Consider the following 16,904-nt stretch of genomic DNA (forward strand, 5'->3'; position numbering starts at 1 on the left):
GGGTCCGAGCCGGGGTCCGAGCCGGGTCCGAACCCGGGCCGGACGCTGTCCCGCCCACCCGGGCCGGAACGCGCCCGGCCCCTCTCCGCGCTCTTCCCGGGCGCGCTCTTTGTCACCCATTGGAGTCAGTTCCCCCGTACAGAGTTGACCTACGGCGTTTGGCATCACCGCCGGAGGTAACCACGGACGCCACGGCATTCCCAGGGGCACCTGGACGCACCTGGGCGCACCGGGACCGACACCACGGAGGCATCCCTCATGCGCATCCTCGGCATCAACGCCGTCTTCCACGACCCGGCGGCGGCACTGGTGATCGACGGCCGCACCGTCGCGGCGGCGGAGGAGGAGCGGTTCAGCCGGCGCAAGCACGGCAAGCGGCCGGTGCCGTTCTCCGCCTGGGAGATGCCCGGGCTGTCGGCGGCCTGGTGCCTGAGGCAGGCCGGCCTCACCCCCGCCGACCTGGACGCGGTCGCCTACTCCTTCGACCCCGCCCTGTCGGTGCCGGCCGAGTCCCTGGGCCTGGACGACCCCTGGGACCACCTGCGCCAGGAGTACGCCCGCCGCGCCCCGTCCTTCCTGGCCGAGGCGCTGCCCGGTCTGGACCCCTCCGTCGTCCGCTTCGTGCCGCACCACATGGCGCACGCCGCGTCCGCCGGGATCGCCGGGCCGCACCGCGACAGCGCGGTCCTGGTCCTCGACGGGCGCGGCGAGTGCGCCTCCCACCTGTCCGGCCGCTACCACGGCGACCGGCTGGAGGTGCTGGCCACGCAGAAGCTGCCGCACTCGCTCGGCCTGGTCTACGAGGAGCTGACCGAGCACCTGGGTTTCCTGCGCTCCAGCGACGAGTACAAGGTCATGGCGCTGGCCTCCTACGGCAAGCCGCGCTTCCTGCCCCAGCTGCGCCAGTGGGTGCACAGCGACGGCAGGGGCGGCTTCACCGCCCACGGGGTGGAGTGGGCGGCGCTGGCCCCCGCCCGCGAGGCGGGCGCCGAGTGGAACCAGGACCACGCCGACCTGGCCGCCAGCGCCCAGGCCGTGCTGGAGGAGACGCTGCTGGACCTGGCGAGCTGGCTGCACGCCGAGGGCGGGGGCCGGGAGCTGGCCCTGGCCGGCGGGGTGGCGCTGAACTGCGTGGCCAACTCCCGGCTGGCCGCCGAGGGCCCCTTCGAGCGGGTGTGGGTGCAGCCCGCGGCCGGCGACGCGGGCACCGCGCTGGGCGCGGCCCTGCACCTGGCCGCCGCGCACGACGCGTCCCCGTCGCCGATGCCCGGTGCCGACCTGGGCCGCGGCTGGTCGGACGAGGAGATCGAGGACTTCCTCAGGGACGCGGCCGTCCCCTACGAGCGGCCCGCCGACATCGCCGAGACGGTCGCCGAGACGCTGGCCGGCGACGGGATCGTGGCCTGGTTCCAGGGCCGCGCCGAGTACGGTCCGCGTGCTCTGGGCCACCGCTCGCTGCTGGCCCACCCGGGCCGGGCGGAGAACCTGGACCGGCTCAACCGGGTGAAGGGCCGCGAGGAGTTCCGCCCGGTGGCGCCCATGGTCGCCGAGGAGCGCGCCGCGGAGATCTTCGACGGGCCGCTGCCCAGCCCGTACATGCTGTTCGTGCACGACGTGGCCGAGCGGTGGCGCGGCCGCATCCCCGCGGTGGTGCACGTGGACGGCACCGCCCGCGTCCAGACGGTGAACCCCGGCGACGAGCCGCTGGTGGCGCGGATGCTGGAGGCCTTCGAGCGCCGCACCGGGCTGCCGGTGGTGGTCAACACCAGCCTCAACACCGCCGGACGCCCGATGGTGGACTCCCCGCGCGACGCGCTGGAGTGCTTCGGCTCCTCCCCCGTGGACCTGCTGGCCATCGGACCGTTCGCGGTCCGCCGCGGAAGGTCCTTCGCGTGAGCGCCCCGCGTCGGGCCGCCGTCGACTACTCGGTGGTCATACCCACCGTCGGCCGCCCCTGTCTGGCCGACTGCCTGGCGTCGCTGGGCGGGTCGGCCGGCCCCGAGCCGCGCGAGATCGTGATCGTGGACGACCGGCCGCAGCCCGAGCCGCTCCGCGAGGACCTGCCGCTGCACGTCCTGGGGCCGCTGCGCGGGCGCGCCACCGTGGTGCAGACCGGCGGCCGGGGCCCGGCCGGCGCCCGCAACATCGGCTGGCAGCTGGTCACCGCCCCCTGGGTGGCCTTCCTCGACGACGACGTGCGCGTCGGCGCCCGCTGGCGCGAGGCCCTGACCCGCGACCTGGGCGAGGCCGACCCCACCGTCGCCGGGGTGCAGGGCGTGCTGGACGTGCCGCTGCCCACCGGGCGGCGCCCCACCGACTGGGAGCGCAACACCGCCGGACTGGCCCGCGCCCAGTGGGCCACGGCCGACATGGCCTACCGCACCGAGGCGCTCAAGGCGGTCGGCGGTTTCGACGAGCGCTTTCCGCGCGCCTTCCGCGAGGACGCCGACCTGGCGCTGCGGGTGCTGGACGACGGCTGGCGCATCCGGCGCGGCAACCGGCTGACCACGCACCCGGTGCGGCCGGCCGGCCGCTGGGCGTCGCTGCGCACGCAGCGCGGCAACGCCGACGACGCGCTGATGCTGCGGCTGCACGGCCCCGCCTGGTGGCGGCGGGCCGCGGCCCCCCGGGGGCGCATCCGCCGCCACGCGGCGGTCACCGCCGCCGGGCTCACCGCGCTCGTCTCGGCCGCGGCGGGACGGCGGTGGGCCGCCGTCCTGGCCGGGGCGGGATGGCTGCTGGGCACGGCCGAGTTCGCCCGCGCCCGGATCGCGCCCGGGCCCCGCACCCGCGAGGAGGTCACGACCATGCTGGTGACCAGCGCGCTCATACCGCCGCTGGCGGTGTACCACCGGCTGGCCGGGGCGCTGCGCCACCGCGCCGCCGTCCCCTGGGAGGCAGGTCCGGGCGGCGGGCACGGCGGCGGGGAGCACGCCGGGGACCGTATCGGGGGAGGCACGGCATGACGGCGGTGCGCGCGGTGCTCCTCGACCGGGACGGGACCCTCGTGGAGGACGTTCCCTACAACGGCGACCCGGCGCTGGTGCGCCCGGTGCCGGGCGCCGCCGAGGCGATGGCGCTGCTGCGCTCGCGCGGTGTGCCGGCCGCGGTGGTCACCAACCAGTCCGGCATCGCGCGCGGCCTGATCGGCTGGGACGACATGGGCCGGGTGCACGCCCGGATCGACGAGTTGCTGGGGCCCTTCCACGCCTGGGCCGTCTGCCCGCACGGCCCAGGCGACGGCTGCGCCTGCCGCAAGCCCGCCCCCGCCCTGGTACTGGACGCGGCCCGGCGGCTGGGCGCGGCCCCCGCCGAGTGCGTGGTGATCGGGGACATCGGGTCCGACATGGCCGCCGCGCGTACCGCCGGCGCCCGCGGCATCCTCGTTCCCACCCCCGTGACCCTCGCGGAGGAGGTGCGGGAGGCTTCCGCGGTCGCCCCCGACCTGCTCACGGCGGTGCGCGCCGCGCTGGACGGGCCGTGGCCCGGCCCCGCCGGCGAGCGGGCCGGGGAAGGCCGCGCTCCCGTGCGGACGTTCGCGCCGGCCGCCCAGGCCGCCCGGGCCGCCCAGGCCGCCCAGACCTTGGGGCCCACCCGTGCCGCGGCCCGCACGGCCTCCCGTGCGTCCACCCGCACAGCCGCCCGTACCGCCAACCGTCCGGAGGCCGTCATGAGAGCACTCGTCGCACGCCTGGACAGCTTCGGGGACGTGCTGCTGGCGGGCCCGGCGGTACGGGCCGTGGCCGCGCGCGCCGACCATGTGACGCTGCTGTGCGGTCCGCGCGGCGCGCCCGCCGGGCGGATGCTGCCCGGAGTGGACGAGATCCTCGTCTGGGACGCCCCCTGGGTGGGCCTCGACCCGCCCCCCACCGAGCGGGACGGCGTCCAGGAGGCGGTGGAGCTGGTCGCCGGGCGGCGCTGCGACACCGCCCTGATCCTGGCCTCGGCCCACCAGAGCCCTCTGCCGACCGCCCTGGTGCTGCGGATGGCGGGGGTGTCCCGGATCGCCGCCGACAGCGTCCACTACCCGGGCTCGCTGCTGGACGTCCGCCACCGGCGCGACGAGCACGCGCACGAGGCCGAGGCCGCGCTGGCGCTGGCCGAGGCGGCCGGCTTCCCCCTGCCCGAGGGCGATGACGGGCGGCTGCGGGTGGTGCCGCCGCCCGGGGTGGAGGAACTGGCCGGGCCGCCGGGCTATGTCGTACTGCACCCGGGCGCGAGCGTGCCCGCCCGCCGCTGGAGCCCCGGGCTGTCGGCCGAGGCCGCCCGGGCCCTGGCGGAGGCCGGGCACCGGGTGGTGGTCACCGGCGTGCCCGAGGAGCGCGAGCTGACCTCGTACGTGGCCGGCCGCGCGGGGCTGGATCTGGGGGGGCGCACCTCGCCCGCCGAGCTGGCCGGAGTGCTGGCGGGCGCGGCGGCCGTGGTCACCGGGAACACCGGCCCGGCGCATCTGGCCGCCGCCGTGGGCGCGCCGGTGGTCTCGCTGTTCTCGCCGGTCGTCCCGGCCGAGCGCTGGGCCCCCTTCCGGGTGCCCCTGGTGCTGCTGGGCGACCAGCGGGCCCCGTGCGCCGGGACCAGGGCCCGCGTCTGCCCCGTCCCCGGGCACCCCTGTCTGGACCGCGTGACGCCTCAGGACGTGGTCACCGCCGTGGAGAAGGCCGCCGCCGAAGGCGGTCGGCAGAGCACAGCCGCCGAAGGCGGTCGGGAGGGCGCCGCATGAGGATCCTGTTGTGGCATGTACACGGCTCCTGGACCACCGCGTTCGTCCAGGGCCCGCACACCTTTCTCGTGCCCGTCACCCCCGACCGGGGCCCCGACGGGCTCGGCCGCGCCGTCACCTTCGACTGGCCGGACAGCGTGGTGGAGCTGACCCCGCAGGAGCTGCGGGAGACGGACGTCGACCTGGTGGTGCTCCAGCGCCCCCACGAACTCGGTCTCGCCGAGCAGTGGCTGGGCGGCCGGCTGCCGGGCCGCGATGTGCCGGCCGTCTACCTGGAGCACAACGCGCCGGACGGGAACGTGCCCGACACCCGCCATCCGATGGCCGGGCAGCCGGGCCTGCCGATCGTCCACGTCACGCACTTCAACCGGCTGTTCTGGGACTGCGGCCCCTCCCCCACCGCCGTCGTCGAGCACGGCATCGTCGACCCCGGGCCGCTGTACACCGGCGATCTGGAGCGGGCGGCGGTGGTGGTCAACGAGCCGCTGCGCCGCGGCCGCACCACCGGCACCGACCTGCTGCCGCGCTTCGCCGAGGCCGCGCCGCTGGACGTCTTCGGCATGCGGACGCGGGGGCTGGCCGAACGGCTCGGCGTCCCGGAGGAGCGCTGCCGCTCCCACGAACTCCCCCAGCACGAGCTGCACCGGGCCATGGCCCGGCGGCGGGTGTACGTGCACCCGATCCGCTGGACCTCGCTCGGCCTGTCGCTGCTGGAGGCCATGCACCTGGGCATGCCCGTGGTCGCGCTGGACACCACCGAGGCGTCCGCGGCCGTGCCCGAGGGGGCCGGGGTGCTCTCCAACCGGCTCGACGTCCTGACCGAAGCCGTCCGCGGTTTCCTCGCCGACCCGGCCTACGCGCGCCACGTCGGCGAGCAGGCGCGCACGGCCGCACTGGCCCGCTACGGGCTGCCGCGCTTCCTGGACGACTGGAAGCGGCTGATCAAGGAGGTGGCCCGATGAGGATCGCCATGGTGTCCGAGCACGCGAGTCCGCTCGCCGCGCTCGGCGGCCCCGACGCCGGAGGCCAGAACGTGTACGTCGCGCAGCTGTCGAAGGAGCTGGCGCGGCGCGGCCACCAGGTCACCGTCCACACCCGCCGGGACTCCCCCGAGCCGCCCGACCGGGTGCCGCTGGCGCCGGGGGTGACCGTCGAGCACGTACCGGCGGGGCCGCCCCGGCCGGTGCCCAAGGACGAGCTGCTGCCGCACATGACCGCCTTCGGCGAGCATCTGGCGCGCCGCTGGGAGGCACGGCGGCCGGACGTGGCGCACGCGCACTTCTGGATGTCGGGCACGGCCGCGCTGCTCGGCGCGAGGGGTCTGGGCGTCCCGGTCGTGCAGACCTTCCACGCGCTGGGCACCGTCAAGCGGCGCCACCAGGGCGCGAACGACACCAGTCCGCCCGAGCGGACCGGGCTGGAGCGGCGGATCGGCCGCGAGTGCGCCCGTGTCCTGGCGACCTGCGCCGACGAGGTGTTCGAACTGGCCGCGATGGGCGTGCCGCCGGAGCGGACGTCGGTGGTGCCCTGCGGTGTGGACACCCTGGAGTTCAGCCCCGCGGGCCCCGCCGGGCGCGGCGCCCGACGCGACGGCCCGCACCGGCTGCTGGCGATCGGCCGCCTGGTGCCGCGCAAGGGCTTCGACCGGGCGATCACGGCGCTGGCCGAGATCCCCGGCGCGGAGCTGCTGATCGCCGGCGGCCCCGAACCCGCGCTGCTGGAGACCGACCCCGAGGCCGTGCGACTGCGGCGGCTGGCCGGGGAGCTGGGGGTGGCGGACCGGGTGCGGCTGCTGGGCGCCGTACCGCACGAGCGGATGCCCGAGCTGATCCGCGGCGCCGACCTGGTGCTGTCCACGCCGCGCTACGAGCCGTTCGGCATCGTCCCGCTGGAGGCCATGGCCTGCGGGGTGCCGATCGTGGCCACCGGCGTCGGCGGGCATCTGGACTCGGTCGCCGACCGGGTCACCGGGCGGCTGGTGCCGCCGGACGACCCCGGCGCGCTCGCCCGCGCCGTCAACCAACTGACCGGCTCCCCCGAGCTGCTGCGCCGCTGCGGCGAGGCCGGTCGTGAGCGCGCCCTGGCCCGCTTCTCCTGGGAGCGGGTCGCCGACGGCGCCGAGCAGGTGTACGCCCAGGTGGTCGCGCGCCACCGCGTTCCGACGGGGGCGATCCGTTGACGACACCCAGGACCACCGCGAAGAACGGCTCCAGGTCCGCTGCCAAGTCCACTGCCGGGACCACTGCCAGGACCGCCGGAGCCGCCGCCGGGGCTGCCGGGAACGGCGCGAAGGTCCGCCGTGTCCGGGCGGCCCCGGCCCCCGCCCCGGCGACGGGGCCGGTCGCCGGACACTGCGACGAACTGCTGCACGCGCTGGCGCCCTTCCGCGACCAGGCCGGCACGGCCCAGGGCTGGGGCGAGCGCCTGGCGCGGGTGCTGGCGGGCGGCGGGAGGCTGCTGGCGGCCGGGAACGGCGGCAGCGCCGCCCAGGCCCAGCATCTGACGGCCGAGCTGGTGGGCCGCTACCGCGACGACCGTCCGCCCTTCTCCGCCATCGCCCTGCACGCCGACACCTCCTCCACCACCGCGATCGCCAACGACTACGGCGTGGACGAGGTGTTCGCCCGGCAGGTGCGCGCGCACGGGCGCGAGGGCGATGTGCTGATGCTGCTGTCGACCAGTGGCGCCAGCGCCAACCTGCTGTCGGCCGCCGAGGCCGGGCGCGGGGCGGGGATGTCGGTGTGGGCGCTGACCGGGCCCGCGCCCAACCCGCTGGCCGCGGGCAGCGACGAGTCGCTGTGCGTACGGGCGGGCTCCACCGCGACGGTGCAGGAACTCCACCTGGTGACGGTGCACATGGTGTGCGCCGCCTTCGACGCCGCCCTGGAGGGCGTCCTGGAAGGGAGGAGCGCGGACGATGCCGCCGACGCCTGATCCCACGCGCGACCCGATGTCCGGTTCGCTGTACGGCCCGGCGCCCGGCGCCTTCGACGCGCCGGGCGGTGCCGTACCGCTGGTCGTGGTCGGCGACGCCCTGCTCGACCGCGATCTGGTCGGCCGCGCGGACCGTCTGGCCCCGGACGCCCCGGTGCCGGTGCTGGAGGACTGCGAGGAGCGGCTGCGTCCGGGCGGCGCCGCCCTGGCCGCCTACGTGGCGGCGCTCGGCGGCCGCCCGGTCACCCTGGTGACCGCCCTGGGGGAGGACCCGGCGAGCGCGCGGCTGCGCGAACTGCTGGCTCCCTGGGCGTCGGTGGCCGCCCTGCCCCTGGACGGCGCCCTGTCGGAGAAGACCAGGGTGCTGGCCGGCGGCCGCCCGGTGGTCCGGATGGACCGGGGCGACGGCCGGGCCCTCTTCGGCGGGGGTCCCGGCGGGGGCGGGACCGTGCCCGGGGAGGTCCGCGAGGCGATCGCCTCGGCCCCGGCCCTGCTGGTCTCCGACTACGGCCGGGGCACGGCGGACGCCGTACGCGGGCTGCTGGCGCAGCGGGCCGCCCGCGTGCCCCTGGTGTGGGATCCGCATCCGCGCGGCCGCGAGCCGGTCCCGGGCGCCCGTCTGGTGACCCCGACGGCGGCGGAGGCCCGGCTGTTCGCCGGGCGGCTGGAGGGCGGGCCCGGCGGTTCGTCCGGTCCGGCGGCCGGTGCGGACCCGGCGAGGACCCCCGGGGCTTCGAAGCCCCCGAAGCCACCGAAGACCGCGCGGGCGGCGGGGCCGGCGGGGTCGGCGGGGCCGGCGGGGTCGGCGAAGCCGTCCGGCGAGCCGGAGAGCCTGCACACGGCGGCCCGCCACGCCCGGGCGCTGGCCGAGGCCTGGGGCGCGGCCTCGGTGGCCATCACCCTCGGCGACCGCGGCGCGCTGCTGTCCTACGGCGACCACCCCCTGCTGGTGCCCGCGCCCGCGCGGCACAGCGGCGACTCCTGCGGCGCCGGCGACCGGTTCGCGGCCGCCGCGGCCGGGCTGCTGGCCGACGGCGCGCTGCCGGAGACCGCCGTACGCGGCGCGGTGGCGGCCGCCACCGGCTATGTGGCGGCCGGGGGCGCGGCGGCGCTGGCCTTCCCCGGCCGGGCCGCGCCCCGGCCCCCCTCGGCCGCACACGGCGAGGACGCGGAGCACCTGGTGGCCCGGGTCCGGGCGGCGGGCGGCACCGTGGTGGCCACCGGCGGCTGCTTCGACCTGCTGCACGCAGGCCATGTCGGACTGCTCCAGGCGGCCCGCCGCACCGGCGACTGCCTGGTGGTCTGCCTGAACTCGGACGCCTCGGTGCGCCGCCGCAAGGGGCCGGGCCGGCCCATCAACCCGCTGGCCGACCGCGTCCGGGTGCTGCGCGCCCTGGAGTGCGTGGACGCGGTGGCGGTCTTCGACGAGGACACCCCCGAGGAACTGCTGGAGCGGCTGCGCCCGGACGTGTGGGTCAAGGGCGGCGACTACGCGCTGGCCGATCTGCCCGAGGCCGCGCTGGTGGAGGGCTGGGGCGGGCAGGCGGTGCTGCTGCCGTACCTCGACGGCCGCTCCAGCAGCCGTATCGCCGAGCGTGCGGCGGTGTCCGTGTCCCGAGACCCCGTGTCCCGGAACGGGGCGCGGTGAACGCGGTGAACGGCCCGGGAGGGGACGCCGCGGACGCCCGGCCAAAGATCCCCGTGAACGGTTCCGCGGGCGCCCCCCACCGGCCCCGGCTGCTGGTGCTGCGCGCGCTGGGTCTGGGCGACCTGCTGGCCGGGGTGCCCGCGCTGCGGGCGCTGCGCCGGGCCTTCCCCGGCCACGAGACCGTACTCGCCACGCCGGCGGAGCTGGCCCCCCTCGTCCGCGCGAGCGGCGCGGTGGACACCCTGCTGCCCGCCTCGGCGCCGGGCCGCGCCGTACCCCGGATCACCGGCTGGCACGGGCCGCCGCCCCAGGTCGCCGTCGATCTGCACGGCAGAGGGCCGGAGAGCATGCGGGCGTTGGCGGCGCTGAGCCCCGGCCGTCTGCTGGCCTTCGCCTCCGGCGACGGCCCGCGGTGGTACGCCGGGGAGCACGAACGCGACCGCTGGTGCCGCCTGCTGGCCTGGTACGGCATCCCGGCCGACCCCGCCGACCTCCGTCTGCCGCCGCCCGCCGCGGCCTGTCCCGCGCCGGGTGCGGTGCTGCTCCACCCCGGCGCGGGCTCCCCGGCCCGCCGCTGGCCCGTCGAGCGGTATGCGGAGGTGGCGGCCGAACTGCGGCGTGCCGGGCGCCGGGTGGTGGTCACCGGCGGCGCCCACGAGTACGACCTGCTGGCGCGGCTGGCCGAGTCGGCCGGCCTGCCCGACGCCGACGTCCACGGCGAGCCGCCGCTGGAGCGGCTGTCGGCGCTGGTCGCGGGCGCCTCGGCCGTGGTGAGCGGCGACACCGGTGTGGCCCATCTGGCGGTGGCCCACAAAACCGCGTCGGTGACCCTGTTCGGGCCGGTGCCGCCCGCGCTGTGGGGCCCGCCGCCGCTGGAGCGCCACCGGGTGCTGTGGAACCCGGGCCCGCCCGGAGACCCCCACGGCCGCCGCCCCGATCCCCTGCTGCTGCGCATCCGGCCGGAGGAGGTACTGGAGGCGCTGTCCCTGCTGCCGGAGGTGCCCGCCACTTGAACGGCTCGCCGATCGGCGTGGTCATCGCCACCCGCGACCGCGCCGACAGCCTCGCGCGCACGCTGCGCGCGCTGACGTCACTGCCCGAGCGCCCGCCGGTGCTGGTGGTCGACAACGCCTCGACCGACCACACCCGCACCATGGTCACGGCCCTCTTTCCCCAGGTGGCGCTGTTGCCGCTGCCCGAGAACCGCGGGGCGGTCGCCCGCAACCTGGGCGTAGCGGCGATTCGGACGCCGTACGTGGCCTTCAGCGACGACGACTCCTGGTGGGAGCCCGGAGCGCTGGCCGGGGCCGTCTCGCTGCTGGACGCCCATCCGCGGCTGGGGCTGATCGCCGCCCGCACCCTGGTGGGCCCCGGGGAGGACCCCGACCCCCTGAACGACCTGCTGGCCGGCTCCCCGCTGGGCACGGCCCGGGATCTGCCGGGCCCGCAGGTGCTGGGTTTCCTGGGGTGCGCCTCGGTGGTGCGGCGGTCGGCGTTCCTGGACGCCGGAGGTTTCCATCCGCTGCTGTTCTTCGGGGCCGAGGAGACCCTGCTCGCCTACGACCTGGCCGCCCGGGGGTGGGGGGTGGCGCACTGCCCCGAGATCGTCGCCCACCACCATCCGGACCCCTCGCCGCGCTCCGGGCGCGGCTCCCGGGTGCTGCGCAACGAACTGCTCACCACCTGGCTGCGCCGGCCGCTGCCGCTGGCCGCGCGCCGCACCGGGGCGCTGGCCGCGCGGGCCCGCCGCGATCCGGAGGCCCGCCATGCCCTGCTCGGCGCGCTGGCCCGGCTGCCGTCGGCGGTGCGCGCCCGCAGGCCCCTGCCGCCGTACACCGAGGAAGCCGTACGCCGTGTGGAAGGACAGCTCCGTGGCCCCTGAGCACTCCGGAACCGCCGGAGCCAGCGGGAAGACCGGCTCCCGGGTCTCGGTCGTGGTGATCACCCACAACCGCCGCGAGGAACTGCTGCGCACCCTGGGCCGACTGGCCGAACTGCCCGAGCACCCGCCGGTGTTCGTCGTCGACAACGCCTCGCGGGACGGCACCGCCGAGACCGTCGTGCGCGTGCATCCGTGGGTGCGGCTGCTGCGGGCGGAGCGGAATCTGGGGGCGGTGGGGCGCAATGTCGCGGTCGAGCGCGTGACCACGCCGTACGTGGCCTTCTGCGACGACGACTCATGGTGGGAGCCCGGAGCGCTGGCCGGGGCCGCCGAGCTGCTCGACGCCCGCCCTCGCCTGGCGGCGGTCACCGCGCGCATCGTGGTGGAGCCCGGTGGCGCCGAGGACCCGGTCGTCGCCGAGCTGCGCGACTCGCCCGTCCCCGGCCCCGAGTGGCTGCCCGGTCCGGCCCTGGGCTCGTTCCTGGCCGCGGCCACGGTGCTGCGCACCGACGCCTTCCGGGAGGCGGGCGGTTTCTCGCCCCGGCTGTGGCTGGGCGGCGAGGAGGAACTGCTGGCCACCGATCTGATGGTGCGCGGCTGGTGGCTGGCCTACGCCGGGGAGCTGACGGTCCACCACGCGCCCTCGGCGGCGCGGGACGCGACCGCGCGCCGGGAGGACGGGCTGCGCAACACGCTGTGGTTCGGCTGGCTGCGCCGCCCGCTGCCCGCGGCGCTGCGCCGCACCTGGCGTCTGGCGCGCACGGTGCCGCGCGACGCGGCGTCGGCGCGGGCCTTCGGCCGGGCGCTGGCCGGACTGCCGTGGGTGCTGCGCGAGCGCCGGGCGGTGCCGCGGGAGGTCGAGGAGCGGCTGCGGCTGCTGGAGGAGGAGCAGCGCCGCTCCGCCGCCCGCCGCTACGTCGGCTGAGACGGGCGGCGGCGCTCCCAGCGGCGCGGCGCTAGGAACGTGCCTCGCTGGTCTTCGAGCGGTTGGCCTTGCGGATGGCCCGCAGCAGCTCGTCCTTGTTCATCCGGGAGCGTCCACCTATGTCCAGTCGCTGTGCGATGGAGTACAGGTGCTCCTTGCTGGCGTTCTCGTCGACGCCCTCGCCGCTGCGTCCGCCCCTGCCGCGCGGGCGGGCGGCCCGCTCGTCGGAGGGCCCCTTGCGGCCGCCCTCCTTGCGCTCCCAGTGGTCGCCCACCTTCTCGAACTTGTGCTTCAGGGCGCTGTAGGCGGTCTGGTGCGCGCGCCGGCCCTCTCCGTACTCCTCCACGGCGGAGTCGTGGGCCTTGATCCAGGTGCGCTGTGCCTCCTGGGGGGAGCGCTCCAGGGTCGACGGAAGCTCCTTCCGTGCGGGCACGTTCCTCACCTCCGATCGGTCGGGTCCGTTACGGGTTCCCGGCCGACGGTCACGGAAACGGCAGGTGTCGATGCGCACCGGCAGGGTCACCCGCATCCGAGGGGCCCCGGCCGGCCCCCTTGCGAGATCCCGACCGGACGCACCGGACGCCCGGACGCAGAGAGGAGTGCCGACCATGCGGTACGAGGAGCTCACCGGCCAGGTGCAGGCGCACGCGGACCTGCCGGACCGGCAGACGGCCGAGCGGGCCCTGCGGGCCACGCTGGAGACGCTGGCGGAGCGGATACCGGACGGCGTGGCCGATCATCTGGCCGCCCAGCTGCCCGGCGAGGCGGCGGAGTCGCTGCGCCGGGTGGTGGCCGGGCACGAGACCTCGCCGCAGCGGCGGGCCGACGCCCGCACCCACGGCGAGCCGTTCGACCTGATCACCTTCGCCGGGCGGGTGGCCTGGCGGTCCCGCGCGACGGAGGACACCGCGGTGCGGGAGGCCACGGCGGTGCTGGAGGTGCTGGACGCGGCGGTCTCGCCCGAGCTGATGCTCAAGGTGGGCCACGTTCTGCCGCCGGACATCCGCGAACTGCTGCCGTCCACCCGCGCCGGGGAGTGACGGCCCCTGTCCGTGTCCGGCCGCCCTCCGGAGGGCGGCCGGACACGGACAGGACGGGCCCGGACGGCACTGGCACTGGCACTGGCACTGGCACTGGCACTGGCACCGACGGTACGGGCACGGACAGGGCCCCCGGGAGCGGGGACATGCTCCCGGGGGCCTCGCCTGCGGGGCGGCCTCTACCGGAAGCGGTTGCCCACCGGCTTGGCGCGCTGGTCGGGGGTGCCGTGCGGGGGCGGGTTGTACGGCTCCGGCGAGGTCGCCGGGCTGACGGGGGATCCGCCGGGCTCGCCCTGCGGCCCCGAGGGCGGCTCGGCGCCGCCCGGGGAGCGCGGGCTGCCCTCCTCCAGCTGGTGCGCACGGGCCGTCAGCAGCGCGATCACATGGGTTCGGCCGGCGTGTTCGCGCTCGTAGTGGAGCAGCCGCTCCAGGTCGTCGTGCGACAGGGCCCGGATCCGGTGCTCCAGCTCGCCCGCGGAGAGGTGATCGTAGTCGGGGAACGGGAGTTCGTCGTGATCGGTGGTACTCATCCACTCCGGGTGTCCGGTCCGGGGGTCGCGAAAACCCGGTGGCCGCCACGATTATCCCGACGGAGGAACCGGGGCAAGCTATACGTAGCGGCCCGGTACCCGAACGTCGGCATTCCGGATCCGTGTACCTGTCAGCCTGGGATCAGTAGCCTCAGGAGTCCCTGTCATATTCACCGACCGGTTGGAGAGTTTGATGGAGCGTCCCGCCTGGGCTCCACAGGACATAGACCTGTCCGTGCCGAGCGTTTCCCGCATCTACGACTACTACCTGGGCGGGTCGCACAACTTCGAGGCCGACCGGGAAGCCGCCCGGCGGGCCATCGAGGTGTTCCCGGGGCTGCCGAAGATCATGCAGGCCAACCGCGCGTTCATGCGCCGGGCCGTCCGCTTCGCCGCGCGGCAGGGCGTCACCCAGTTCCTCGACGTCGGCTCGGGCATCCCGACCTTCGGCAACGTCCACGAGGTCGCGCAGGCCGCCACGCCCGAGGCGAGGGTGGTCTACGTCGACAACGACCCCGTCGCCGTCGCCCACAGCCGGGCCGTGCTGGAGGGCCGGGAGGAGCGCACCGGTGTCGCCGCCGCCGACTTCCGCAAGCCCGAGGACATCCTCGGCAGCCCTCAGGTCGGGCGCCTGCTCGACCTGGAGCGCCCGGTGGCCCTGCTGCTGGTGGCGCTGCTGCACTTCCTGGAGGACGGCGACGACCCGTGGGCGAAGGTCGCCGAACTGCGCGACGCGCTCGCCCCCGGCAGCCTGCTGGTCCTCACCCACGCCTCGGTCGAGGGCGGCCCGCGCAGGCCCGAGCAGGGGGACGAGGTGGAGGGCGTCTACCGCAACATCGGCTCGCCGCTGATCATGCGCTCGCGCTCCGAGGTGGAACGCTTCTTCGACGGCTTCGAGATGGTCGAGCCCGGTCTGGTGTCCATGCCGAACTGGCGCCCGGACGGACCGGTGGACCAGGAGGACCCCGTGATCTTCACCGGCTTCGGTGGAGTGGGACGCAAGGCGTGAGCCCCACTCCACGGGGGCCCGCCGCCTCCGGCCGCCCCCTCGCGCCGGAGGCCCCCGGCGACCCTCACGACGGATACCGCCGCTTCGCCCGGATCTGGAGCCGCGCGGTCTACCCCACCACGGCCACCTCGATGACCCGCACCGAGTTCGAGGACTACCTCCTCCCCCTGGCGCGGACCCTCGGCGAGGCGCTGCACGCCCGCCCCTTCGACCCCTCGCCGGGGCGCGAGGTGGGGGCGGCCCTCGTCGAGGCGCACTGCACCTCGCCCGAGGCCCTGCCGCAGGTGCTCGGCGTGGTGGACGCCTACCTGCTGCTGTACTGCAGCGACCCGGCGGTGCTGCCGACCGAGGACGGGCGGGCCCGCTGCGCCCGCCTCCAGCACGCCGTCTCGGCCGGGTTCGCCCGCGCGCTGCAGGAGCGCACCCGCTTCGAGCAGGAGACGCTGGCCCGGTCCGCGCTCGCGGCGCGGGAGAGCGCCGAGAAGGCCCTCCACGAGAGCGAGACCCGCTTCCGCGCGGTCTTCGAGGGCGCCGCGGTCGGCATCGGGATCGCCGACATGGACGGGACCATCCTCGACATCAACAGCGCGCTCGCGAAGATGTTCGGCGGCTCGGAGCAGCATGTGCGCAGCCGCCGCGTCTCCGACTGGGTCCACCCCGACGACGCCCCGGGCGTCTGGCGGGTCCACGAGGAGCTGGTGCGCGGCGAGCGCGACCACTACCGCGTGGAGAAGCCGTACACGCGCAGCGACGGCACCGTGCTGTGGACCAACCTGACCGTCTCGCTGCTGCGCGGCCCCGACGGCGAGCCGCGCTACATGCTGGCGCTGATGGAGGACATCACCGAGCGGCGCCTGCTGAACCTGCGGCTGCGCTACGAGGCCACCCACGACGCGCTGACCGACCTGCCCAACCGCACCCTGTTCTTCGAGCGGCTGGAGCACGTCCTGTCCCCCGGCTCCGGCACCACCCGGATCGGCCTGTGCTACCTGGACCTGGACGGCTTCAAGACGGTCAACGACAGCCTGGGCCACGCGGTCGGCGACCAGTTGCTGGTGAACGTGGCCGAGCGGCTGCAGAGCTGTGTGGCCTCGCCGCGCCACATGGTCGCGCGGATCGGCGGCGACGAGTTCGTGGCCCTGGTCAGCGACCCCGCCTCGCGCTCGGAGGTGACCGACCTGGCCCGGCGGGCGCTGGACGCGCTGTCCGGCCCGATCCCGCTGGCCGGCCGGGAGTTGCCGGTGCGCGCCAGCATCGGTGTGGTGGAGGGCCCGGTCGGGGAGCTGACTCCGGCGGAGGTGCTGCGCAGCGCCGACATCACCATGTACCGGGCCAAGGCCGGGGGCGGCAACCGCTACGAGCTGGCCGACCCCGACTGCGACGCCCGCACCATCAGCCGCCACATGCTGACCACCCATCTGCCCGCGGCGCTGGAGGGCGAGGAGTTCTTCATCGAGTACCAGCCGCTGGTGCGGATGGAGGACGGCAGCGTGGAGGGCGCCGAGGCCCTGGTGCGCTGGGCGCATCCGCTCCACGGGGTGCTGGGCCCGGACCGCTTCATCCCGCTGGCCGAGCACACCGGGCTGATCGTGCCGCTGGGCCGCTGGGTGCTGGAGCAGGCGGTGCGGCAGGCGTGCGAGTGGCAGGTGCGCGGCATCGGCGGCACCCAGCCGCTGCGGGTGAACGTCAACCTCTCGCCGCGGCAGCTGCACCACCCGGAGCTGGTCTCCGAGACCGTGGCGGTGCTGGAGAACGCCGGGCTGGACCCGGCCTCGCTCTGCCTGGAGGTCACCGAGAGCGCCCTGATCCGCGCCGACGACGCGGAGCTGAAGCCTTTACGCCGACTCGCCGACCTGGGGGTGCGGATCGCCCTGGACGACTTCGGAACCGGCTACTCGAACCTGGCCAGTCTGCGCAGGCTGCCCGCGACCACCCTGAAGCTGGACCGCTCCTTCACCCGGGGCCTGCAGCAGGACCCGGCCGACCCGGTCGACCTCAAGGTCGTGGAGGGGATCGTCTCGCTGGCGCACGCCCTGGAGCTGGCCGTGACCGTCGAGGGCGTGGAGACCGCGGCCCAGGCCGACCAGTTGCGGAAGCTGGGCTGCGACTCCGCCCAGGGCTGGTACTACGCCCGCCCCGGCCCGCCCGAGCGCCTGTCGTCGCGGGCGCTGCCGCTGGCCGCCGGGCAGTGAGGGACGGGCCGGGCGCACGGCACC

The 16,904-nt window shown here is 76.3% G+C and carries 15 protein-coding genes and 1 pseudogene; 14 read left to right on the forward strand and 2 right to left on the reverse strand.

The window, feature by feature from the left end; translation table 11 throughout:
• Positions 1-258 precede the first annotated feature (258 nt).
• From BM237_RS12040 to BM237_RS12090, 11 genes and pseudogenes are all read left to right on the forward strand, one after another.
• Positions 259-1,896 (forward strand): carbamoyltransferase family protein, encoded by a 1,638-nt coding sequence (locus BM237_RS12040; protein WP_093849585.1) that lies wholly within the window; start codon positions 259-261, stop codon positions 1,894-1,896.
• Positions 1,893-2,966 (forward strand): glycosyltransferase family 2 protein, encoded by a 1,074-nt coding sequence (locus BM237_RS12045; protein WP_093849586.1) that lies wholly within the window; start codon positions 1,893-1,895, stop codon positions 2,964-2,966. The genes BM237_RS12040 and BM237_RS12045 overlap by 4 nt, the downstream gene beginning before the upstream one ends.
• Positions 2,963-3,388 (forward strand): annotated as a pseudogene (locus BM237_RS29575) (D-glycero-alpha-D-manno-heptose-1,7-bisphosphate 7-phosphatase); the annotation flags it as partial. The gene BM237_RS12045 and the pseudogene BM237_RS29575, both read left to right, overlap by 4 nt.
• A 282-nt stretch (positions 3,389-3,670) precedes the next feature.
• Positions 3,671-4,720 (forward strand): glycosyltransferase family 9 protein, encoded by a 1,050-nt coding sequence (locus BM237_RS29580; protein WP_093849739.1) that lies wholly within the window; start codon positions 3,671-3,673, stop codon positions 4,718-4,720.
• Positions 4,717-5,682, forward strand: coding sequence for a glycosyltransferase (locus BM237_RS12060; RefSeq protein WP_093849587.1), 966 nt, complete (start codon positions 4,717-4,719; stop codon positions 5,680-5,682). The genes BM237_RS29580 and BM237_RS12060 overlap by 4 nt, the downstream gene beginning before the upstream one ends.
• Positions 5,679-6,899, forward strand: a complete 1,221-nt coding sequence (locus BM237_RS12065; RefSeq protein WP_093849588.1) for a glycosyltransferase — start codon at positions 5,679-5,681, stop codon at positions 6,897-6,899. Before BM237_RS12060 ends, BM237_RS12065 begins: the two co-directional genes overlap by 4 nt.
• A gap of 182 nt (positions 6,900-7,081) precedes the next feature.
• Positions 7,082-7,654 carry a D-sedoheptulose-7-phosphate isomerase gene (locus tag BM237_RS12070; RefSeq protein ID WP_093849740.1) on the forward strand — a complete coding sequence of 191 codons (573 nt, stop codon included), beginning with the start codon at positions 7,082-7,084 and terminating at the stop codon, positions 7,652-7,654.
• A gap of 16 nt (positions 7,655-7,670) precedes the next feature.
• A complete protein-coding gene (gene rfaE2, locus BM237_RS12075; RefSeq protein ID WP_093849741.1) occupies positions 7,671-9,302 on the forward strand; it encodes a D-glycero-beta-D-manno-heptose 1-phosphate adenylyltransferase in 1,632 nt (543 codons plus the stop codon).
• Between the two features lie 53 nt (positions 9,303-9,355).
• Positions 9,356-10,315, forward strand: coding sequence for a glycosyltransferase family 9 protein (locus BM237_RS12080; RefSeq protein WP_093849742.1), 960 nt, complete (start codon positions 9,356-9,358; stop codon positions 10,313-10,315).
• Complete coding sequence (locus tag BM237_RS12085) at positions 10,312-11,184, forward strand: glycosyltransferase family 2 protein (RefSeq protein ID WP_093849589.1); 873 nt, start codon at positions 10,312-10,314, stop codon at positions 11,182-11,184. Before BM237_RS12080 ends, BM237_RS12085 begins: the two co-directional genes overlap by 4 nt.
• A complete protein-coding gene (locus tag BM237_RS12090) occupies positions 11,174-12,109 on the forward strand; it encodes a glycosyltransferase family 2 protein (RefSeq protein WP_245793571.1) in 936 nt (311 codons plus the stop codon). The genes BM237_RS12085 and BM237_RS12090 overlap by 11 nt, the downstream gene beginning before the upstream one ends.
• A gap of 31 nt (positions 12,110-12,140) precedes the next feature.
• Here the strand turns inward: BM237_RS12090 and BM237_RS12095 are convergent, their stop codons facing one another.
• Positions 12,141-12,542, reverse strand: a complete 402-nt coding sequence (locus BM237_RS12095; protein WP_093849591.1) for a ChaB family protein — start codon at positions 12,540-12,542, stop codon at positions 12,141-12,143.
• A 175-nt stretch (positions 12,543-12,717) separates the two neighbouring features.
• On the opposite strand from BM237_RS12095, the gene BM237_RS12100 reads away from it, so the two are divergent.
• Entirely contained in the window at positions 12,718-13,149 is a 432-nt protein-coding gene (locus tag BM237_RS12100; RefSeq protein WP_093849592.1) for a DUF2267 domain-containing protein, read from the forward strand.
• 179 nt (positions 13,150-13,328) lie between these two features.
• Here the strand turns inward: BM237_RS12100 and BM237_RS12105 are convergent, their stop codons facing one another.
• Entirely contained in the window at positions 13,329-13,679 is a 351-nt protein-coding gene (locus BM237_RS12105; protein ID WP_093849593.1) for a DUF8129 domain-containing protein, read from the reverse strand.
• 193 nt (positions 13,680-13,872) lie between these two features.
• Here BM237_RS12105 and BM237_RS12110 point away from each other — a divergent pair, with 193 nt between their 5' ends.
• Positions 13,873-14,688, forward strand: a complete 816-nt coding sequence (locus BM237_RS12110) for an SAM-dependent methyltransferase (protein WP_093849594.1) — start codon at positions 13,873-13,875, stop codon at positions 14,686-14,688.
• Positions 14,685-16,880 carry a putative bifunctional diguanylate cyclase/phosphodiesterase gene (locus BM237_RS12115; RefSeq protein WP_425443685.1) on the forward strand — a complete coding sequence of 732 codons (2,196 nt, stop codon included), beginning with the start codon at positions 14,685-14,687 and terminating at the stop codon, positions 16,878-16,880. Before BM237_RS12110 ends, BM237_RS12115 begins: the two co-directional genes overlap by 4 nt.
• Positions 16,881-16,904 lie beyond the last annotated feature (24 nt).

It is taken from the genome of Streptomyces mangrovi, assembly GCF_900114215.1.
GTDB lineage: Bacteria > Actinomycetota > Actinomycetes > Streptomycetales > Streptomycetaceae > Streptomyces > Streptomyces barkulensis.

What these genes read in the sequence shown, in the direction of transcription:
- BM237_RS29580 (WP_093849739.1), top strand. Translation starts at nt 3,671, where the DNA reads ATGAGAGCACTCGTCGCACGCCTGGACAGCTTCGGGGACGTGCTGCTG.
- BM237_RS12060 (WP_093849587.1), top strand. Translation starts at nt 4,717, where the DNA reads ATGAGGATCCTGTTGTGGCATGTACACGGCTCCTGGACCACCGCGTTC.
- BM237_RS12065 (WP_093849588.1), top strand. Translation starts at nt 5,679, where the DNA reads ATGAGGATCGCCATGGTGTCCGAGCACGCGAGTCCGCTCGCCGCGCTC.
- BM237_RS12105 (WP_093849593.1), bottom strand. Translation starts at nt 13,679, where the DNA reads ATGAGTACCACCGATCACGACGAACTCCCGTTCCCCGACTACGATCAC.
- rfaE2 (WP_093849741.1), top strand. Translation starts at nt 7,671, where the DNA reads ATGTCCGGTTCGCTGTACGGCCCGGCGCCCGGCGCCTTCGACGCGCCG.
- BM237_RS12040 (WP_093849585.1), top strand. Translation starts at nt 259, where the DNA reads ATGCGCATCCTCGGCATCAACGCCGTCTTCCACGACCCGGCGGCGGCA.
- BM237_RS12100 (WP_093849592.1), top strand. Translation starts at nt 12,718, where the DNA reads ATGCGGTACGAGGAGCTCACCGGCCAGGTGCAGGCGCACGCGGACCTG.
- BM237_RS12110 (WP_093849594.1), top strand. Translation starts at nt 13,873, where the DNA reads ATGGAGCGTCCCGCCTGGGCTCCACAGGACATAGACCTGTCCGTGCCG.